The organism is Pseudomonas palleroniana, from assembly GCF_022836895.1.
In the GTDB taxonomy this organism is placed as follows: Bacteria; Pseudomonadota; Gammaproteobacteria; order Pseudomonadales; family Pseudomonadaceae; genus Aquipseudomonas; species Aquipseudomonas palleroniana.
The window spans coordinates 1,554,266-1,567,771 of record NZ_CP092411.1 but is presented as its reverse complement, the minus strand read 5'-3'; the positions used below and the strand labels follow the sequence as shown (position 1 = coordinate 1,567,771).

The window sequence follows — 13,506 nt, the reverse complement described above, 5'->3', positions numbered from 1 at the left end:
CCTCCCCTGAATCTGCGTGAACCCTATGACCGATCAACAACGTCTCGAACTCGAAGCCGCCGCCTTCCGCCGTTTGGTGGCCCATCTGGACAGCCGCAAGGACGTGCAGAACATCGACCTGATGAACCTCGCCGGCTTCTGCCGTAACTGCCTCTCCAAATGGTACAAGGCCGAGGCTGACGAGCGCCGGATCGAGCTGAGCCTCGATGACGCGCGTGAAGTGGTGTACGGCATGCCGTATGCCGAGTGGAAAGCCCAATACCAGAAAGAAGCCAACGCCGACCAACAAGCGGCGTTCGCCAAAGGAAAACCCCATGACTGATTTGAATACCCTGCGTGCCAGCCTGAACAGCGGCGAACATGCTTTTGCCGATACCTTGGCGTTTGTCGCTGCCGGTTATGACTACCAGCCGCAAGCGTTCACCAACGGCAACGTGGAAAACGCGGCCGGGCAGAACGAAGGGTCGTGCAAGACGCTGGGTTTGGCCCTGCTGGAGGGCTTGAGCGATCAGGAAGCACTGCTGGCATTTGGTGAGCATTACCGCTCGGTCGTGGCGACGCCTGAGGGCAGCGACCATGGCAACATCCGTGCGTTGATCGCCAACGGCTTGGCCGGTGTGAAGTTCAGCGCACAGCCACTGACTCGCCGCACCTGAGTCAGGCATTAAGCAAAATGTGGGAGGGGACAAGCCCTAAAATGCCAGTCAGTTAAGCGATAGAGCGGACGATGGTTAACATGTGGGAGGGGGCTTGCTCCCGATGGGCCGCGAAGCGGCCCCAGCTTTGGGTTTGAAAAGGCTGGGCCTGCTGCGCAGGCCATCGGGAGCAAGCCCCCTCCTACATTGGTTTTGCGGCGTTGGTTAGAACGAAGCGTCCTTCAAGCCGTCGAGGTAGCGCTCGGCATCCAGGGCCGCCATGCAACCGGCACCGGCCGAGGTGATGGCCTGGCGGTACACGTGGTCGGCCACGTCACCGGCAGCGAAGATACCTTCAATGTTGGTCGCAGTCGCATTGCCTTCACGGCCGCCTTGCACCACCAGGTAGCCATCTTTGGCTTCGAGCACGCCTTCGAACAACGAAGTGTTCGGCGTATGGCCGATGGCAATGAACACGCCGTCGACTTTCAGCTCGTCGAAGCTGCCGTCGTTGTTCTTCAAGCGCGCACCGGTCACGCCCATGTTGTCGCCCAGGACTTCGTCCAGGGTGGCGTTGAGCTTGAGGATGATCTTGCCTTCAGCGACACGGGCATGCAGCTTGTCGATCAGGATTTTCTCGGCGCGGAAGGTTTCGCGGCGGTGAATCAGGGTCACGGTGCTGGCGATGTTGGCCAGGTACAGCGCCTCTTCAACGGCCGTGTTCCCGCCGCCGACAACGGCGACCGGTTTATTGCGATAAAAGAAACCGTCGCAGGTCGCGCAGGCGGAAACGCCTTTGCCCATGAACGCCTCTTCGGACGGCAGGCCCAGGTAACGGGCGCTGGCGCCAGTGGCGATGATCAAGGCGTCACAGGTGTAGACACCGCTGTCGCCGGTCAGGCTGTAAGGCTTCTTGGAAAAATCGACCTGGTTGATGTGATCGAACACGATCTCGGTTTCAAAACGCTCGGCGTGTTCTTTCATCCGCTCCATCAGCGCCGGGCCGGTCAGGCCGTGGACATCGCCCGGCCAGTTGTCGACTTCAGTGGTGGTGGTCAACTGACCGCCCGCCTGCATGCCGGTGATCAGCAGCGGCTTGAGGTTGGCCCGGGCAGCGTAGACGGCAGCGCTGTAACCGGCAGGGCCGGAACCGAGAATAATCACTCGCGAATGACGGGTATCAGACATGACTCACTCCTGTCGACCGCCCGGACAACAAGGCGGCTGGAATAAAAAAGGACCGCGAAGCACTTGGGGAAGGCTTGAACTCGCAGGCCCTGAAAAATAATGGGTGCAGCGTATCGAGGGGGGCAAGATTAAGGAAATACGGAATAACAATCCAGCTCATAGGTGGTCTCTATGCAGTCGACTCGGTTGATCGAGACGTTTGTTACTGCTGATGTCGCCGCTTTCGCCCAACCGGCAAAGCCGGTAAGGTCGGCGCGTTTGTCCCACTGCTCGGAGTTCTCCATGCCCGCCCCTGCTCTTTCCGGCCCGCAATACCTGCGCGAGGGCCTCAAACTGGTGTTGAGCCCCGGCCTGCGCCTGTTTGTGCTGCTGCCGCTGGCAATCAACCTGGTGCTGTTCGTCGGCTTGATCTATTTCGCCGGCCATCAGTTCAGCCTGTGGGTCGATAGCCTGATGCCGACGCTGCCCAGTTGGTTGAGCTTCCTCAGCTACATCTTGTGGCCGCTTTTTGTGGTGCTGGTGGTGTTGATGGTGTTTTTTACCTTCACCATGCTCGCCAATATCATCGCGGCACCGTTCAACGGTTTTCTCGCAGAAAAAGTTGAAGTGGTGGTGCGTGGCACCGATGACTTCCCGCCGTTCAGTTGGGGTGAGCTGGCCGCGATGGTGCCGCGCACCCTGGCTCGTGAGATGCGCAAACTGGGCTACTTCCTGCCACGCGCCATCGGCTTGTTTATCCTGTCGTTCATCCCGGTGGTCAACCTGATCGCGGCGCCGTTGTGGCTGCTGTTCGGTGTGTGGATGATGGCGATCCAATACATCGACTACCCGGCCGACAACCACAAGCTGGGCTGGAACGAAATGCTCGCCTGGCTGCGCCAGAAGCGCTGGCAGAGCATGAGCTTCGGCGGCATCGTCTATCTGGTGCTGCTGGTGCCGGTGGTCAACCTGCTGATGATGCCGGCAGCCGTGGCCGGGGCCACGTTGTTCTGGGTACGCGAGCAAGGCGCCGAGGCGATGACGCGGCAAAACATGGCCAAGTCATAAATCCATCATCCCAATGACACAATGACGACATGGCCCGCGGAGACACTGTGGGTCATGACGACAGCCTCGCTTCACATCACCTTAATTACCGAAACCTTCCCGCCGGAAATCAACGGGGTGGCCAACACCCTTGGCCGCCTGTGCGAGGGGTTGCGTGCGCGCGGCCATCAAGTCGAGCTGGTACGCCCTCGCCAGGGCGCCGACCAGAGCCGCCCCAACGACGAACAACTGCTGCTGTGCCGCGGCTGGCCGCTGCCGGGTTACCCGGGCCTGCAGTGGGGCCAGTCGTCGATGCACAAATTGCTGCGGCGCTGGACGCGCCAACGCCCCGATGTGCTGTATATCGCCACGGAAGGGCCGTTGGGGCTATCAGCCCTGCGTGCGGCACGTCGCCTGGGTATCAGTGTGGTCAGCGGTTTCCACACCAATTTCCAGCAGTATTCGAACCAATATGGCCTGAGCATGCTGAGCCGCATGGTCACCCATTATCTGCGCTGGTTTCATAACCGCTCGACCTTGACCCTGGTGCCGAGCGCCAGCCAACGCCTGGAGTTGGAGCGCCGCAATTTCGAGCGCCTGGGGATGCTCGCGCGCGGGGTCGACAGCCAATTGTTCCACCCGGCCAAACGCGATAACGGGCTGCGTGAAAGCTGGGCGTTGAACAGTGAACAGATCGCCGTGTTGCATGTAGGCCGCCTGGCCCAGGAAAAAAACCTGGGGCTGCTCAAACGTTGCTTCGAAACCCTGCAAGACAGGTATCCACTGCACCAGATGAAACTGATCATCGTCGGTGATGGCCCGCAGCGCGCAGCGATGGAAAAAGCACTGCCCGAGGCGATTTTCTGCGGCACTCTGCGCGGTGAAGAATTGGCCCGGCATTACGCGTCGGGCGACCTATTCCTGTTCCCCAGCCTGACCGAAACCTTCGGCAACGTTGTGCTGGAGGCCATGGCTTCAGGGTTGGGGGTAGTGGCATACGATCAGGCGGCGGCGACCCAGCACATCCGCCACGGCTACAACGGTGTGACTGCGATGCCGGGGGATGAAGAAGCCTTCTGCGATGCGGCCAACTGGTTGCTTGAAGAGCGCGAGACCTTGCGCAGGGTGCGCCTGAATGCGCGTCAGCATGCCAGTCGCCAAGGCTGGCCGGCCATTATCGAGCAATTCGAGAACCAGTTACGTGGTGTGTGCGCGCAGGGTTTTACCCCATCCAAACCCGCCACACCTGCACTGAACGATCTGCGAGTGCCGTAAGTCGGTTCACCACGCCTCCCGGCACGCCCCCTAAAACCGGTCCCAATCTTCACAATCGTCTCTGCGCCCCCCCCGAATCACCGAGCTACAACGGCATATTTCGGGAACGTCGCGCTGCCAGTCACCACCCACATGACACCTGCTATCGAAGGTGTTTTCCTGTTGGATCACCCCGAATCAGGCAGGTATTTCTCACGAAAAATTGATAGAGAGCGTTATGTCGACACTGATCAATGGGCCAATGGCTCCGCAATTGCTGCACCACAACACGCAGACCCAGAACACTGCACAGGCTCCCGAATTGAGGCGATCCGGCGGCGGATATGAAATGGCGATGTATGGAAAGGAAACCCCGCCCAATTGGGGCCAACCACGGCCTGAACGTCCGGATTACGGCTGGAATCAGCCACTGCCTACCCACCCGGATTACGGCAGTTACCGTCCGCGTCCTACCCGCCCGGAATACGACAATCACCACCGTCCGTACGCAACCCGCCCGGACTATGACAATCATCGTCCTTACCCAGCCCGCCCGGACTACGACAATCACCGTCCTTACCCAAGCCCCCCGGACTACGATAATCACCGTCCTTACCCAACCCGCCCGGACTACGATAATCACCGTCCTTACCCAACCCGTCCGGACTACGATAATCACCGACCGCAATACACCCGACCTGATTATGGCTGGAACCGCCCGCTACCTACCCGACCGGATTACGACAGTCACCGTCCGCACTACCCCCGCGCGGATGACGGCTGGAACCAGCCGCAACATACCCGCCGGGGGGAACAACCCATACCGCGACCTGTGACAGGACAACGCAGTAAATAGCTGAAACAAAACGGGAGGCAGGGTCTTCCACCCCTTGCCTCCCGTTGAAAGCCGCATGTTTACCTGCCATTCAAACCAGGGTCGTCAATGCCTCACGACTGAACGGCAGAATGTCACTCTCGCGCCCTTCGCGCACCTTGACCGCCCAATCCGGGTCCACCAGCAGTGCTCGCCCTACAGCCACCAGGTCAAACTCCTCGTTGTTCAGGCGCTCCAGCAGTTTTTCCAGGCTCGCCGGCTGTGCAACTTTATCGGTGTTGACCATGAACTGCAGGAACTCGCCATCCAGGCCGACGCTCCCGACGGTGATGGTTGGCTTGCCGGTGAGCTGGCGGGTCCAGCCGGCCAGGTTGAGGTCGGAGCCTTCAAACTCCGGCTCCCAGAAGCGACGGGTAGAGCAGTGGAAAATATCCACACCGGCGTCGGCCAACGGCTTGAGGAATTCTCCCAGCGCCTGCGGGGTGTGCACCAGGCGCGCGGTGTAGTCCTGCTGCTTCCATTGGGAGAAACGGAAAATGATCGGGAAATCAGGGCCGACAGCGGCGCGGGTCGCCTGGATCAACTCGATGGCAAAGCGCGAACGGTTGGCCAGGCTGCCGCCATATTCGTCGGTGCGCTGGTTGCTGCCTTCCCAGAAGAACTGGTCCACCAGATAGCCGTGGGCACCGTGGATCTCCACGCCGTCCATACCGATGCGTTGGGCATCCTTGGCGGCTTGGGCGAAGGCATTGATCACGTCTTTGATGTCTTGGGTGGTCATGCCATGGACAACGACGGCGCCATCCTTGAGTTTTTCCATCGGGCCATATGCCGGCACGCTGGCGTCCGGTTCGGTGCCGATGCGGCGCACACTGCCCACATGCCACAGCTGCGGGACAATCTTGCCCCCTTCTGCGTGTACGGCGTCGACCACTTTTTTCCAACCGGCCAGTGCGGCATCACCGTAGAAATGCGGAACATTCGGGTAGCCGTTGGACGCTTGATGCCCCACCACGGTGCCTTCGGTAATGATCAGCCCCACGCCGGCGGCAGCGCGGCGGCGGTAGTACTCGATGACCTTGGAATTGGGCACGCCACCTGGGGAGAACGAGCGGGTCATCGGCGCCATCACTACGCGGGTCGACAGCGTCAGTGCACCGAGCTGGAACGGTTTGAACAAGGCTTGGACAGGCATGGGAGCGCTCCACGGGAGACTGGATTTATGATGCCGATAATATGGTGAGATCAGGGTGCTTCATAGCACTATTGATCTGGGTGATTAAGGGCTAAAAGCGAAGGCCGCTAACCTGTGGCTAGGGAGTTTGCTCCCTGGCCACAAGTAAGGGAGATGTTCAGCTCAGGGCTTTTTCGATGGCATGGACGATCGTTGGATCGTCCGGCGCGGTGCGCGGCGAAAAGCGTGCAAGCACTCGCCCATCCTTGCCCAGCAGGAATTTTTCGAAGTTCCAGGTGATATCCCCAGGAAACTCTGCGCCCTCGCCCGCCAGCAAGCGGTAGAGCTGATGGCGATCATGGCCATTCACATCAAGCTTGCTGCCCAATGGAAACGTCACGCCGTAGTTGAGGCTGCAGAACGCCTGGATTTCTTCCTCGGTGCCCGGTTCCTGGCCTGCAAACTGGTTGCAAGGCAGGCCAAGCACGGTAAAACCCTGGTCCTTGTACTGCTGATAGAGGTTTTCCAACGCCGCGTATTGCGGGGTCAGGCCACATTTGGAGGCCACGTTGACCACCAGTACCACTTGCCCCTTGAAAGGCGCCAGCGGCAGCTCATGTCCGTCTAAAGCTTTGAGTTTCAGGTCGTGGAAAGCGCTCATGACGAACTCCAGATATCCCATGTTCTTCGCATTGCGGCTCTGCGAGATTACAACCCGCAAGCCTGCAATCATAGACGCCGATTGCAAAACTCGCCTGCGAGTTACTGAGCGGTAGGCCAGGGCAAAATCGGAATCGCGGTCACCGCATTCTGCGGGCTGCCTTCGATCAAACGGTCGCTGTAGACCAGGTAAACCAGGGTATTGCGCTTCTTATCGAGGAAGCGCACCACTTGCATGGTCTTGAACACCAGGGAGGTGCGCTCCTTGAACACTTCGTCGCCGTCCTTGAGCTCGCCCTTGAAGCGAATCGGCCCGACCTGGCGGCAGGCAATCGAGGCTTCGGCGCGGTCTTCGGCCAGGCCCAGGCCGCCTTTCACACCGCCGGTCTTGGCGCGGGACAGGTAGCAGGTCACGCCATCAACCTTGGGGTCGTCAAACGCCTCGACCACAATGCGGTCGTTGGGGCCGACGAACTTGAACACCGTCGACACCTGGCCGATTTCTTCTGCGCTGGCCAGCAGCGGCATGGCCAACAGCAGACCGAGCAATCCCTTCATTACGCGCATCGTGTATTCCTTTGGTTAAACCAGGATCAGGTTATCGCGGTGAACCAGTTCCGGTTCGGCCATGTAACCCAATAGTCCGACAATCGCGTCAGACGATTGCCCAATGATTTTCTGCGCTTCCAGCGCGCTGTAGTTGGCCAGGCCGCGGGCGATCTCACGGCCGTCCGGCGCGACGCACACGACCATCTCGCCACGGCGGAAACTGCCTTGCACCAGCTTGACGCCCACCGGCAGCAGGCTCTTGTTGCCTTGAGACAAGGCCGACACAGCGCCATCGTCCAGCACCAGGGTGCCACGGGTTTGCAGATGGCCGGCCAGCCACTGTTTGCGCGCAGCCAGCATGCCGCGCTCCGGCGACAGCAGCGTACCGATGCGTTCACCGGCCTTGAGGCGGTCCAGCACACGCTCCAGGCGCCCGCCGACGATGATGGTATGCGCCCCGGAGCGTGCAGCCAGGCGTGCGGCACGCAGCTTGGTCTGCATGCCACCACGGCCCAGGGCGCCACCGACGCTGCCGGCCACGGCGTCCAGGGCCGGATCATCGGCACGGGCTTCGTAGATCAATTGCGCGTCGGGGTTATTGCGCGGGTCGGCGTCGAACATGCCGTCGCGGTCGGTGAGGATCACCAGCAGGTCGGCTTCCACCAGGTTGGCTACCAGGGCGGCCAGGGTGTCGTTGTCGCCGAAGCGGATTTCGTCGGTGACCACCGTGTCGTTTTCATTGATCACCGGGATGACCTTGAGCTCCACCAGCGCACGCAGGGTACTGCGGGCGTTGAGATAGCGCTTGCGGTCGGACAGGTCGTCGTGGGTCAGCAGGACCTGCGCGGTGTGGCGGCCGTGCTCGGCGAAGCTGGATTCCCAGGCTTGCACCAGGCCCATCTGGCCGATGGCGGCGGCGGCTTGCAGTTCGTGCATCGCGCTGGGTCGCGCGGTCCAGCCGAGGCGGCTCATCCCGGCGGCAACCGCCCCGGACGACACCAGCACCAACTCGACACCGGCCTCATGCAAGGCCACCATTTGCTCGACCCAGACGCTCATGGCTGCGCGATCGAGCCCCTTGCCATCCGCCGTCAGCAACGCACTGCCGATCTTCACGACCCAGCGCTGCGCACCTGTCACTTTGCTCCGCATCATCTTCAACCTTAAAGTGAGGGCCGCGCGACCCAGCGCCGCCCATAACGTTATACCCGGATACCAAAACGCCGCTCTACAAGGAGCGGCGTTCAAGTTTATCGCAACGAATCAGTCGCGCACGTAAATGATTTCCGGGCCATCTTCATCATCCACGTCTTCTTCGTCCCAATCATCGTCGCCGATGTCATGGACCGACTTCACGCCGCTGCGGCGCAGGGCACGCTGGTCATCCAGGGCCTGCAGCTGAGCACGGGCTTCGTCTTCGATGCGCTGGTCGAGCTCGGCCAGTTCGGCCTTGTACACCGGGTCGGCCGCCAGGCGGTCGGCGCGGTCTTCGAGGTAGCGCATGATGTCGCGGGTCAGGCGCTCGGTGCCTTCTTTGGCGATGGCCGAGATCACATAGACCGGGCCTTCCCACTCCAGGCGGTCGACGATTTCCTTGACGCGGGCCTCGTGTTCTTCTTCGAGGATCTGGTCGCACTTGTTCAGTACCAGCCAGCGATCACGCTCAGCCAGGGACGGGCTGAACTTGGTCAACTCGTTGACGATCACTTCGGCGGCGTCCGGCGCGCTGGTGTCATCCAGCGGGGCCATGTCGACCAGATGCAGCAGCAAACGGGTACGCGACAAGTGCTTGAGGAAGCGGATGCCCAGGCCAGCGCCATCGGAAGCACCTTCGATCAGGCCGGGAATGTCGGCGATCACGAAGCTTTTCCAACGGTCGACGCTGACCACGCCCAGGTTCGGCACCAGGGTGGTGAACGGGTAGTCGGCGACTTTCGGCTTGGCCGCCGAGACCGAGCGGATGAAGGTACTTTTACCGGCGTTCGGCAGGCCCAGCAGGCCCACGTCGGCGAGTACTTTCATTTCCAGCTTCAGGTCACGCTGCTCGCCCGGCTTGCCCGGTGTGGTCTGGCGCGGCGCACGGTTGGTACTGGACTTGAATCGGGTGTTACCCAGACCGTGCCAGCCGCCCTGCACAACCATCAGCTTCTGGCCGGCCTTGGTCAGGTCGCCAATCACTTCCTGGGTCGCGGAGTCGATGATCGTGGTGCCGACCGGTACGCGCAGTACCAGGTCCTCGCCTTTTTTACCGGTGCAGTCGGTGCTGCCGCCGTTGGAGCCACGCTCGGCGTCGAAGTGCCGGGTGTAACGGTAGTCGACCAGGGTGTTGAGGTTTTCGTCGGCCATCATGTAGATGGAACCGCCGTCACCGCCATCACCGCCGTTGGGGCCACCGTTTTCGATGAATTTTTCGCGACGGAAACTCATGCAACCGTTACCGCCGTCGCCTGCTTTTACTCGGATGGAAACTTCATCAACGAACTTCATAACAAAACGCCTCTCGCCTCTTGGACGAGCTTAAGAAACCAAGACATAAGACTCTTGCAAAAATGAGCGCAGCGACCTCAAGCAACGACCGCAAATCCTGCTGCTCTCGCCCATTACAAACAGCTTTGCAAGAGACTCACTCCACAAACGAAAAAGCCCCGTCGCAAGACAGGGCTTTTCCAGCGATCTCGCGATTAAGCTGCGACAACGCTCACGTAACGGCGGTTGAAAGCGCCTTTTACTTCAAACTTGATCACGCCTTCGATTTTCGCGAAGAGGGTGTGATCTTTACCCATGCCTACACCGTAACCGGCGTGGAATTGGGTGCCGCGCTGACGCACGATGATGTTGCCCGGAATGATTTTCTGGCCGCCATACATCTTCACGCCAAGGCGTTTGGCTTCTGAGTCGCGACCGTTACGGGTACTACCACCAGCTTTTTTGTGTGCCATGAGTCAATTCTCCTAGTGAGGAATTAGGCTGAAATTAAGCCTGAATACCGGTGATTTTGATCTCGGTGTACCACTGGCGGTGGCCCATACGCTTCATGTGGTGCTTACGACGACGGAACTTGATGATGCGGACTTTATCGTGACGACCTTGGGAGATCACTTCAGCCACAACGGTAGCGCCAGCAACAACTGGAGCGCCGATGTTCACGTCATCGCCATTGGCGACCAACAGAACGCGATCAAAAGTAACGGATTCGCCGGTAGCGATTTCCAGTTTTTCGATCTTCAGGTATTCACCTGGGGCGACCTTGTATTGCTTGCCACCAGTAACAATTACTGCGTACGACATGGTATTTCTCCGATAATCCTGCTCACCCAGCTCTTTATAAGAAGAGGTATTGGCTGGCATGGCTGCATGGGATGGACGTCCCGAATGCAATTGCGTAAGGCAGGTGCTGCCCAGGAAGTTCAGGGTGCGCGATTGTACGCAAGCTATAGAGGCCTTGCAAGTGGCCGTCCATCGCGCCTTGACACTGCGGGGTCAGGGTCCTAGCATGCCGCGCAACCCTTCTGGAGCGACTGTCGCTGATGCAACCCCAAGCTTTCTACCGCGCGGTCGCGGACGATTTTAGCGCCGTCGACGGCATCATCAAGCAGCAGCTGACGTCTAAAGTGCCGCTGGTCTCCAAAATTGGCGACTACATTACGTCGGCGGGCGGTAAACGCCTGCGTCCTTTATTAGTGTTGCTGTGCGGCAAGGCCCTGGGCCGCCAAGGCGATGACCTGCGCCTGCTGGCAGCAACTATCGAGTTCCTGCACACCGCCACCCTGCTGCATGACGACGTGGTCGACATGTCCGGCATGCGTCGGGGTCGCGAGACCGCCAATGCCATGTGGGGCAACGCTCCCAGCGTGCTGGTGGGCGATTTCCTTTACTCGCGCTCGTTCGAAATGATGGTCGAACTGGGTTCGATGCCCGTGATGAAAATTCTTTCACAAGCCACGCGCATCATCGCCGAAGGCGAAGTATTGCAGCTGTCGAAGGTCCGCGACGCCAGCACCACCGAAGAAACCTACATGGAAGTCATCCGCGGCAAAACCGCGATGCTCTTCGAAGCTTCGACCCATAGCGCAGCCGCCCTGTGCGGCGCGACCGCCGCACAGGCCGAAGCCCTGCGCACCTTTGGCGACCACCTGGGCGTGGCGTTCCAACTGGTGGATGACCTGCTCGACTACCGTGGCGACGCAGAAACCCTGGGCAAGAACGTCGGCGACGACCTGGCCGAAGGCAAACCGACCCTGCCGCTGATCTACACCATGCGTGAAGGCACGCCGGAACAGGCTGCGCTGGTACGCAAGGCGATCCAGAAAGGCGGGATCGAAGACCTGGAAGCCATCCGTGCAGCCGTTGAAGCCTCCGGCTCCCTGGATTACACCGCGCAACTGGCGCGCGACTTCGCGGCCCGTGCCATCGCGTGCCTGGAAGCCCTGCCGGCCAGCGAATACCGGGACGCCCTGGTCGAACTGAGTGAGTTCGCGGTCGCGCGTACACACTGAAATACCTGCATGTGGGAGCCCCCCTCCCACATTCAAGCCTATTACCCATTCCCGCCCCTGGCCCAATTCCCTATATAATGTGCGACTTTTAGCCCTCCTGACTTTCAAGGAACTTTAGTGAGCACGTTGCCACCCTGCCCAAAATGCAATTCCGAATACACCTACGAAGACGGCGCCCAGCTGATCTGCCCGGAATGCGCCCATGAGTGGTCCGTCAACGGCGAAGCCGAAGCGGCCAGCGACGAAACCGTGAAGAAAGACTCTGTGGGCAACGTCCTGCAAGACGGCGACACCATCACCGTGATCAAGGACCTCAAGGTCAAAGGCACGTCCCTGGTGGTCAAGGTCGGCACCAAGGTCAAGAACATCCGCCTGTGCGACGGCGACCACGATATCGACTGCAAGATCGACGGCATCGGCCCGATGAAACTCAAGTCCGAGTTCGTCCGCAAGGTCTGAATCTGCTGGTTCCATCCCGCGCCCGCCGCGGGGTGGCGTTTCGCCATCTCCTTTGACCGAACGCAACGGTCCATCCAGAAAACCCAGAAAACCGCCAATAGACACTTGCTATTCGACGAATAAGAATTATTCTCATTGAAACCCATCAAGGAGAATGAACCATGACTTATTTGATCGATGCCTGGCTGGACCGCCCACACCCCTACCTGCGGATTCTGCATCGGGAAACCGGTGAGGTTTGTGCAGTACTGGAAGAGGAAGCGCTGAACGAACTGCAGGATCAGGGTGACCTGGACGTCAATGGCTTGAGTTCAAGTGAACCCGGAGTGCTGAAAGAGGTGGTGAGAAACCTGTTTCTATTCTGCTATGCCCGAGCGTTGCGCCCGGCGACGGAGCTCAATGGCAAGTTCCATCCATGAACACACCCGCAAAACACTGTGGGAGCGAGCACGCTCGTTCCCACAGATAATCAGCAGGTCTTACAGAACGTCGAGCAGCTCGACGTCGAATACCAGAACGCTGTGCGGTGGAATGCTGCCAACGCCTTGAGCGCCGTAAGCCAGTTCACTCGGCACGTACAGACGCCATTTGCTGCCGGCATTCATCAGTTGCAGGGCTTCGGTCCAGCCGGCGATCACACCCCCTACCGGGAATTCTGCAGGCTGACCGCGCTCGTAGGAACTGTCGAACACAGTGCCGTCGATCAGGGTGCCGTGGTAGTGGGTACGTACTTGATCTTCACGGGTTGGCTTGGCGCCGGTACCGGCAGTCAGCACTTCAAATTGCAGACCGGAAGCGAGGGTGGTGATGCCATCACGCTTGGCGTTTTCCGCCAGGAATGCCAGGCCGGCGCCAGCAGCGGCTTCAGCCTTGGCGGCGGCTTCGGCTTGCATGATCTCGCGGATGACTTTGAAGCTTGCAGCCATTTGCTCCTGGTCCACACGGCTTGGCTTACCGCCGAAGGCGTCGGTCAGGCCGGCCAGGATCGCGTCCAGGCTCACGCCCGGTGGTGGGTTGTCGCGCAGTTGGTCGCCCAACTGACGGCCGATACCGTAGCTGACGCGGGTTTCGTCGGTGGACAGATTAACTTCGGACATGAAGAGGCTCCGCTGTAGGGCCACACAGGAAAACGCCGTTTCCCGCGCCGCCCAGAACTAAAAGGGCCAGCAGACTAGCACACATGCGTCGTCTGTGATGAGCCCTGCGCACGTACCTATCTACCGCCGTCGT

Annotated in this window: 17 protein-coding genes; 7 read left to right on the top strand and 10 right to left on the bottom strand. The window is 60.0% G+C overall.

All coding sequences use genetic code 11. The features are described from left to right. Positions 1-25: 25 nt before the first annotated feature. Complete coding sequence (locus MJP36_RS07075) at positions 26-322, top strand: DUF1244 domain-containing protein (protein ID WP_060754384.1); 297 nt, start codon at positions 26-28, stop codon at positions 320-322. Then, positions 315-656, top strand: coding sequence for a HopJ type III effector protein (locus MJP36_RS07070; protein WP_244385098.1), 342 nt, complete (start codon positions 315-317; stop codon positions 654-656). Before MJP36_RS07075 ends, MJP36_RS07070 begins: the two co-directional genes overlap by 8 nt. Before the next feature lie 204 nt (positions 657-860). Here the strand turns inward: MJP36_RS07070 and trxB are convergent, their stop codons facing one another. Next, positions 861-1,823, bottom strand: a complete 963-nt coding sequence (trxB, locus tag MJP36_RS07065; RefSeq protein WP_034115064.1) for a thioredoxin-disulfide reductase — start codon at positions 1,821-1,823, stop codon at positions 861-863. Positions 1,824-1,951: 128 nt separating this feature from the next. Then, positions 1,952-2,107: a hypothetical protein gene (locus MJP36_RS07060; RefSeq protein WP_178126908.1), complete on the bottom strand. Its 156-nt coding sequence runs from the start codon at positions 2,105-2,107 to the stop codon at positions 1,952-1,954. Between MJP36_RS07060 and cysZ the strand changes: the two genes are divergently transcribed. Then, complete coding sequence (gene cysZ / locus MJP36_RS07055; protein ID WP_060754386.1) at positions 2,106-2,870, top strand: sulfate transporter CysZ; 765 nt, start codon at positions 2,106-2,108, stop codon at positions 2,868-2,870. The genes MJP36_RS07060 and cysZ overlap by 2 nt on opposite strands. A gap of 54 nt (positions 2,871-2,924) precedes the next feature. Next, positions 2,925-4,124 carry a glycosyltransferase family 4 protein gene (locus MJP36_RS07050; RefSeq protein WP_060754387.1) on the top strand — a complete coding sequence of 400 codons (1,200 nt, stop codon included), beginning with the start codon at positions 2,925-2,927 and terminating at the stop codon, positions 4,122-4,124. 905 nt (positions 4,125-5,029) lie between these two features. On the opposite strand, the gene MJP36_RS07045 is transcribed toward MJP36_RS07050, so the two are convergent. The 7 genes from MJP36_RS07045 to rplU all read right to left on the bottom strand — a co-directional run bounded on the left by MJP36_RS07045 (position 5,030) and on the right by rplU (position 10,609). Further along, entirely contained in the window at positions 5,030-6,133 is a 1,104-nt protein-coding gene (locus MJP36_RS07045) for an NADH:flavin oxidoreductase (RefSeq protein WP_090368583.1), read from the bottom strand. Positions 6,134-6,290: 157 nt separating this feature from the next. Then, positions 6,291-6,773, bottom strand: coding sequence for a glutathione peroxidase (locus MJP36_RS07040; protein WP_060754390.1), 483 nt, complete (start codon positions 6,771-6,773; stop codon positions 6,291-6,293). A 101-nt stretch (positions 6,774-6,874) separates the two neighbouring features. Next, a complete protein-coding gene (locus MJP36_RS07035; RefSeq protein WP_015885841.1) occupies positions 6,875-7,339 on the bottom strand; it encodes a CreA family protein in 465 nt (154 codons plus the stop codon). A gap of 15 nt (positions 7,340-7,354) precedes the next feature. Beyond that, entirely contained in the window at positions 7,355-8,473 is a 1,119-nt protein-coding gene (gene proB / locus MJP36_RS07030) for a glutamate 5-kinase (protein WP_060754391.1), read from the bottom strand. Positions 8,474-8,584: 111 nt separating this feature from the next. After that, entirely contained in the window at positions 8,585-9,808 is a 1,224-nt protein-coding gene (cgtA, locus tag MJP36_RS07025; protein ID WP_060754392.1) for an Obg family GTPase CgtA, read from the bottom strand. A 194-nt stretch (positions 9,809-10,002) separates the two neighbouring features. Beyond that, positions 10,003-10,260, bottom strand: a complete 258-nt coding sequence (gene rpmA / locus MJP36_RS07020; protein ID WP_003176049.1) for a 50S ribosomal protein L27 — start codon at positions 10,258-10,260, stop codon at positions 10,003-10,005. Positions 10,261-10,294: 34 nt separating this feature from the next. Further along, entirely contained in the window at positions 10,295-10,609 is a 315-nt protein-coding gene (gene rplU / locus MJP36_RS07015) for a 50S ribosomal protein L21 (RefSeq protein WP_003176051.1), read from the bottom strand. Between the two features lie 239 nt (positions 10,610-10,848). Here rplU and MJP36_RS07010 point away from each other — a divergent pair, with 239 nt between their 5' ends. The 3 genes from MJP36_RS07010 (at position 10,849) to MJP36_RS07000 (ending at position 12,695) form a co-directional block, all read left to right on the top strand. Further along, positions 10,849-11,817 carry a polyprenyl synthetase family protein gene (locus MJP36_RS07010; protein ID WP_060754393.1) on the top strand — a complete coding sequence of 323 codons (969 nt, stop codon included), beginning with the start codon at positions 10,849-10,851 and terminating at the stop codon, positions 11,815-11,817. A 117-nt stretch (positions 11,818-11,934) separates the two neighbouring features. Continuing rightward, positions 11,935-12,276, top strand: coding sequence for a zinc ribbon domain-containing protein YjdM (locus MJP36_RS07005; protein WP_060754394.1), 342 nt, complete (start codon positions 11,935-11,937; stop codon positions 12,274-12,276). 161 nt (positions 12,277-12,437) lie between these two features. Then, on the top strand, positions 12,438-12,695 hold the full coding sequence (locus tag MJP36_RS07000) for a PA4570 family protein (protein ID WP_003194088.1): 258 nt from the start codon (positions 12,438-12,440) through the stop codon (positions 12,693-12,695). A 60-nt stretch (positions 12,696-12,755) separates the two neighbouring features. On the opposite strand, the gene bamJ is transcribed toward MJP36_RS07000, so the two are convergent. Further along, positions 12,756-13,373 (bottom strand): BamJ family beta-barrel-assembly machinery protein, encoded by a 618-nt coding sequence (gene bamJ / locus MJP36_RS06995; RefSeq protein ID WP_060754395.1) that lies wholly within the window; start codon positions 13,371-13,373, stop codon positions 12,756-12,758. Positions 13,374-13,506 lie beyond the last annotated feature (133 nt).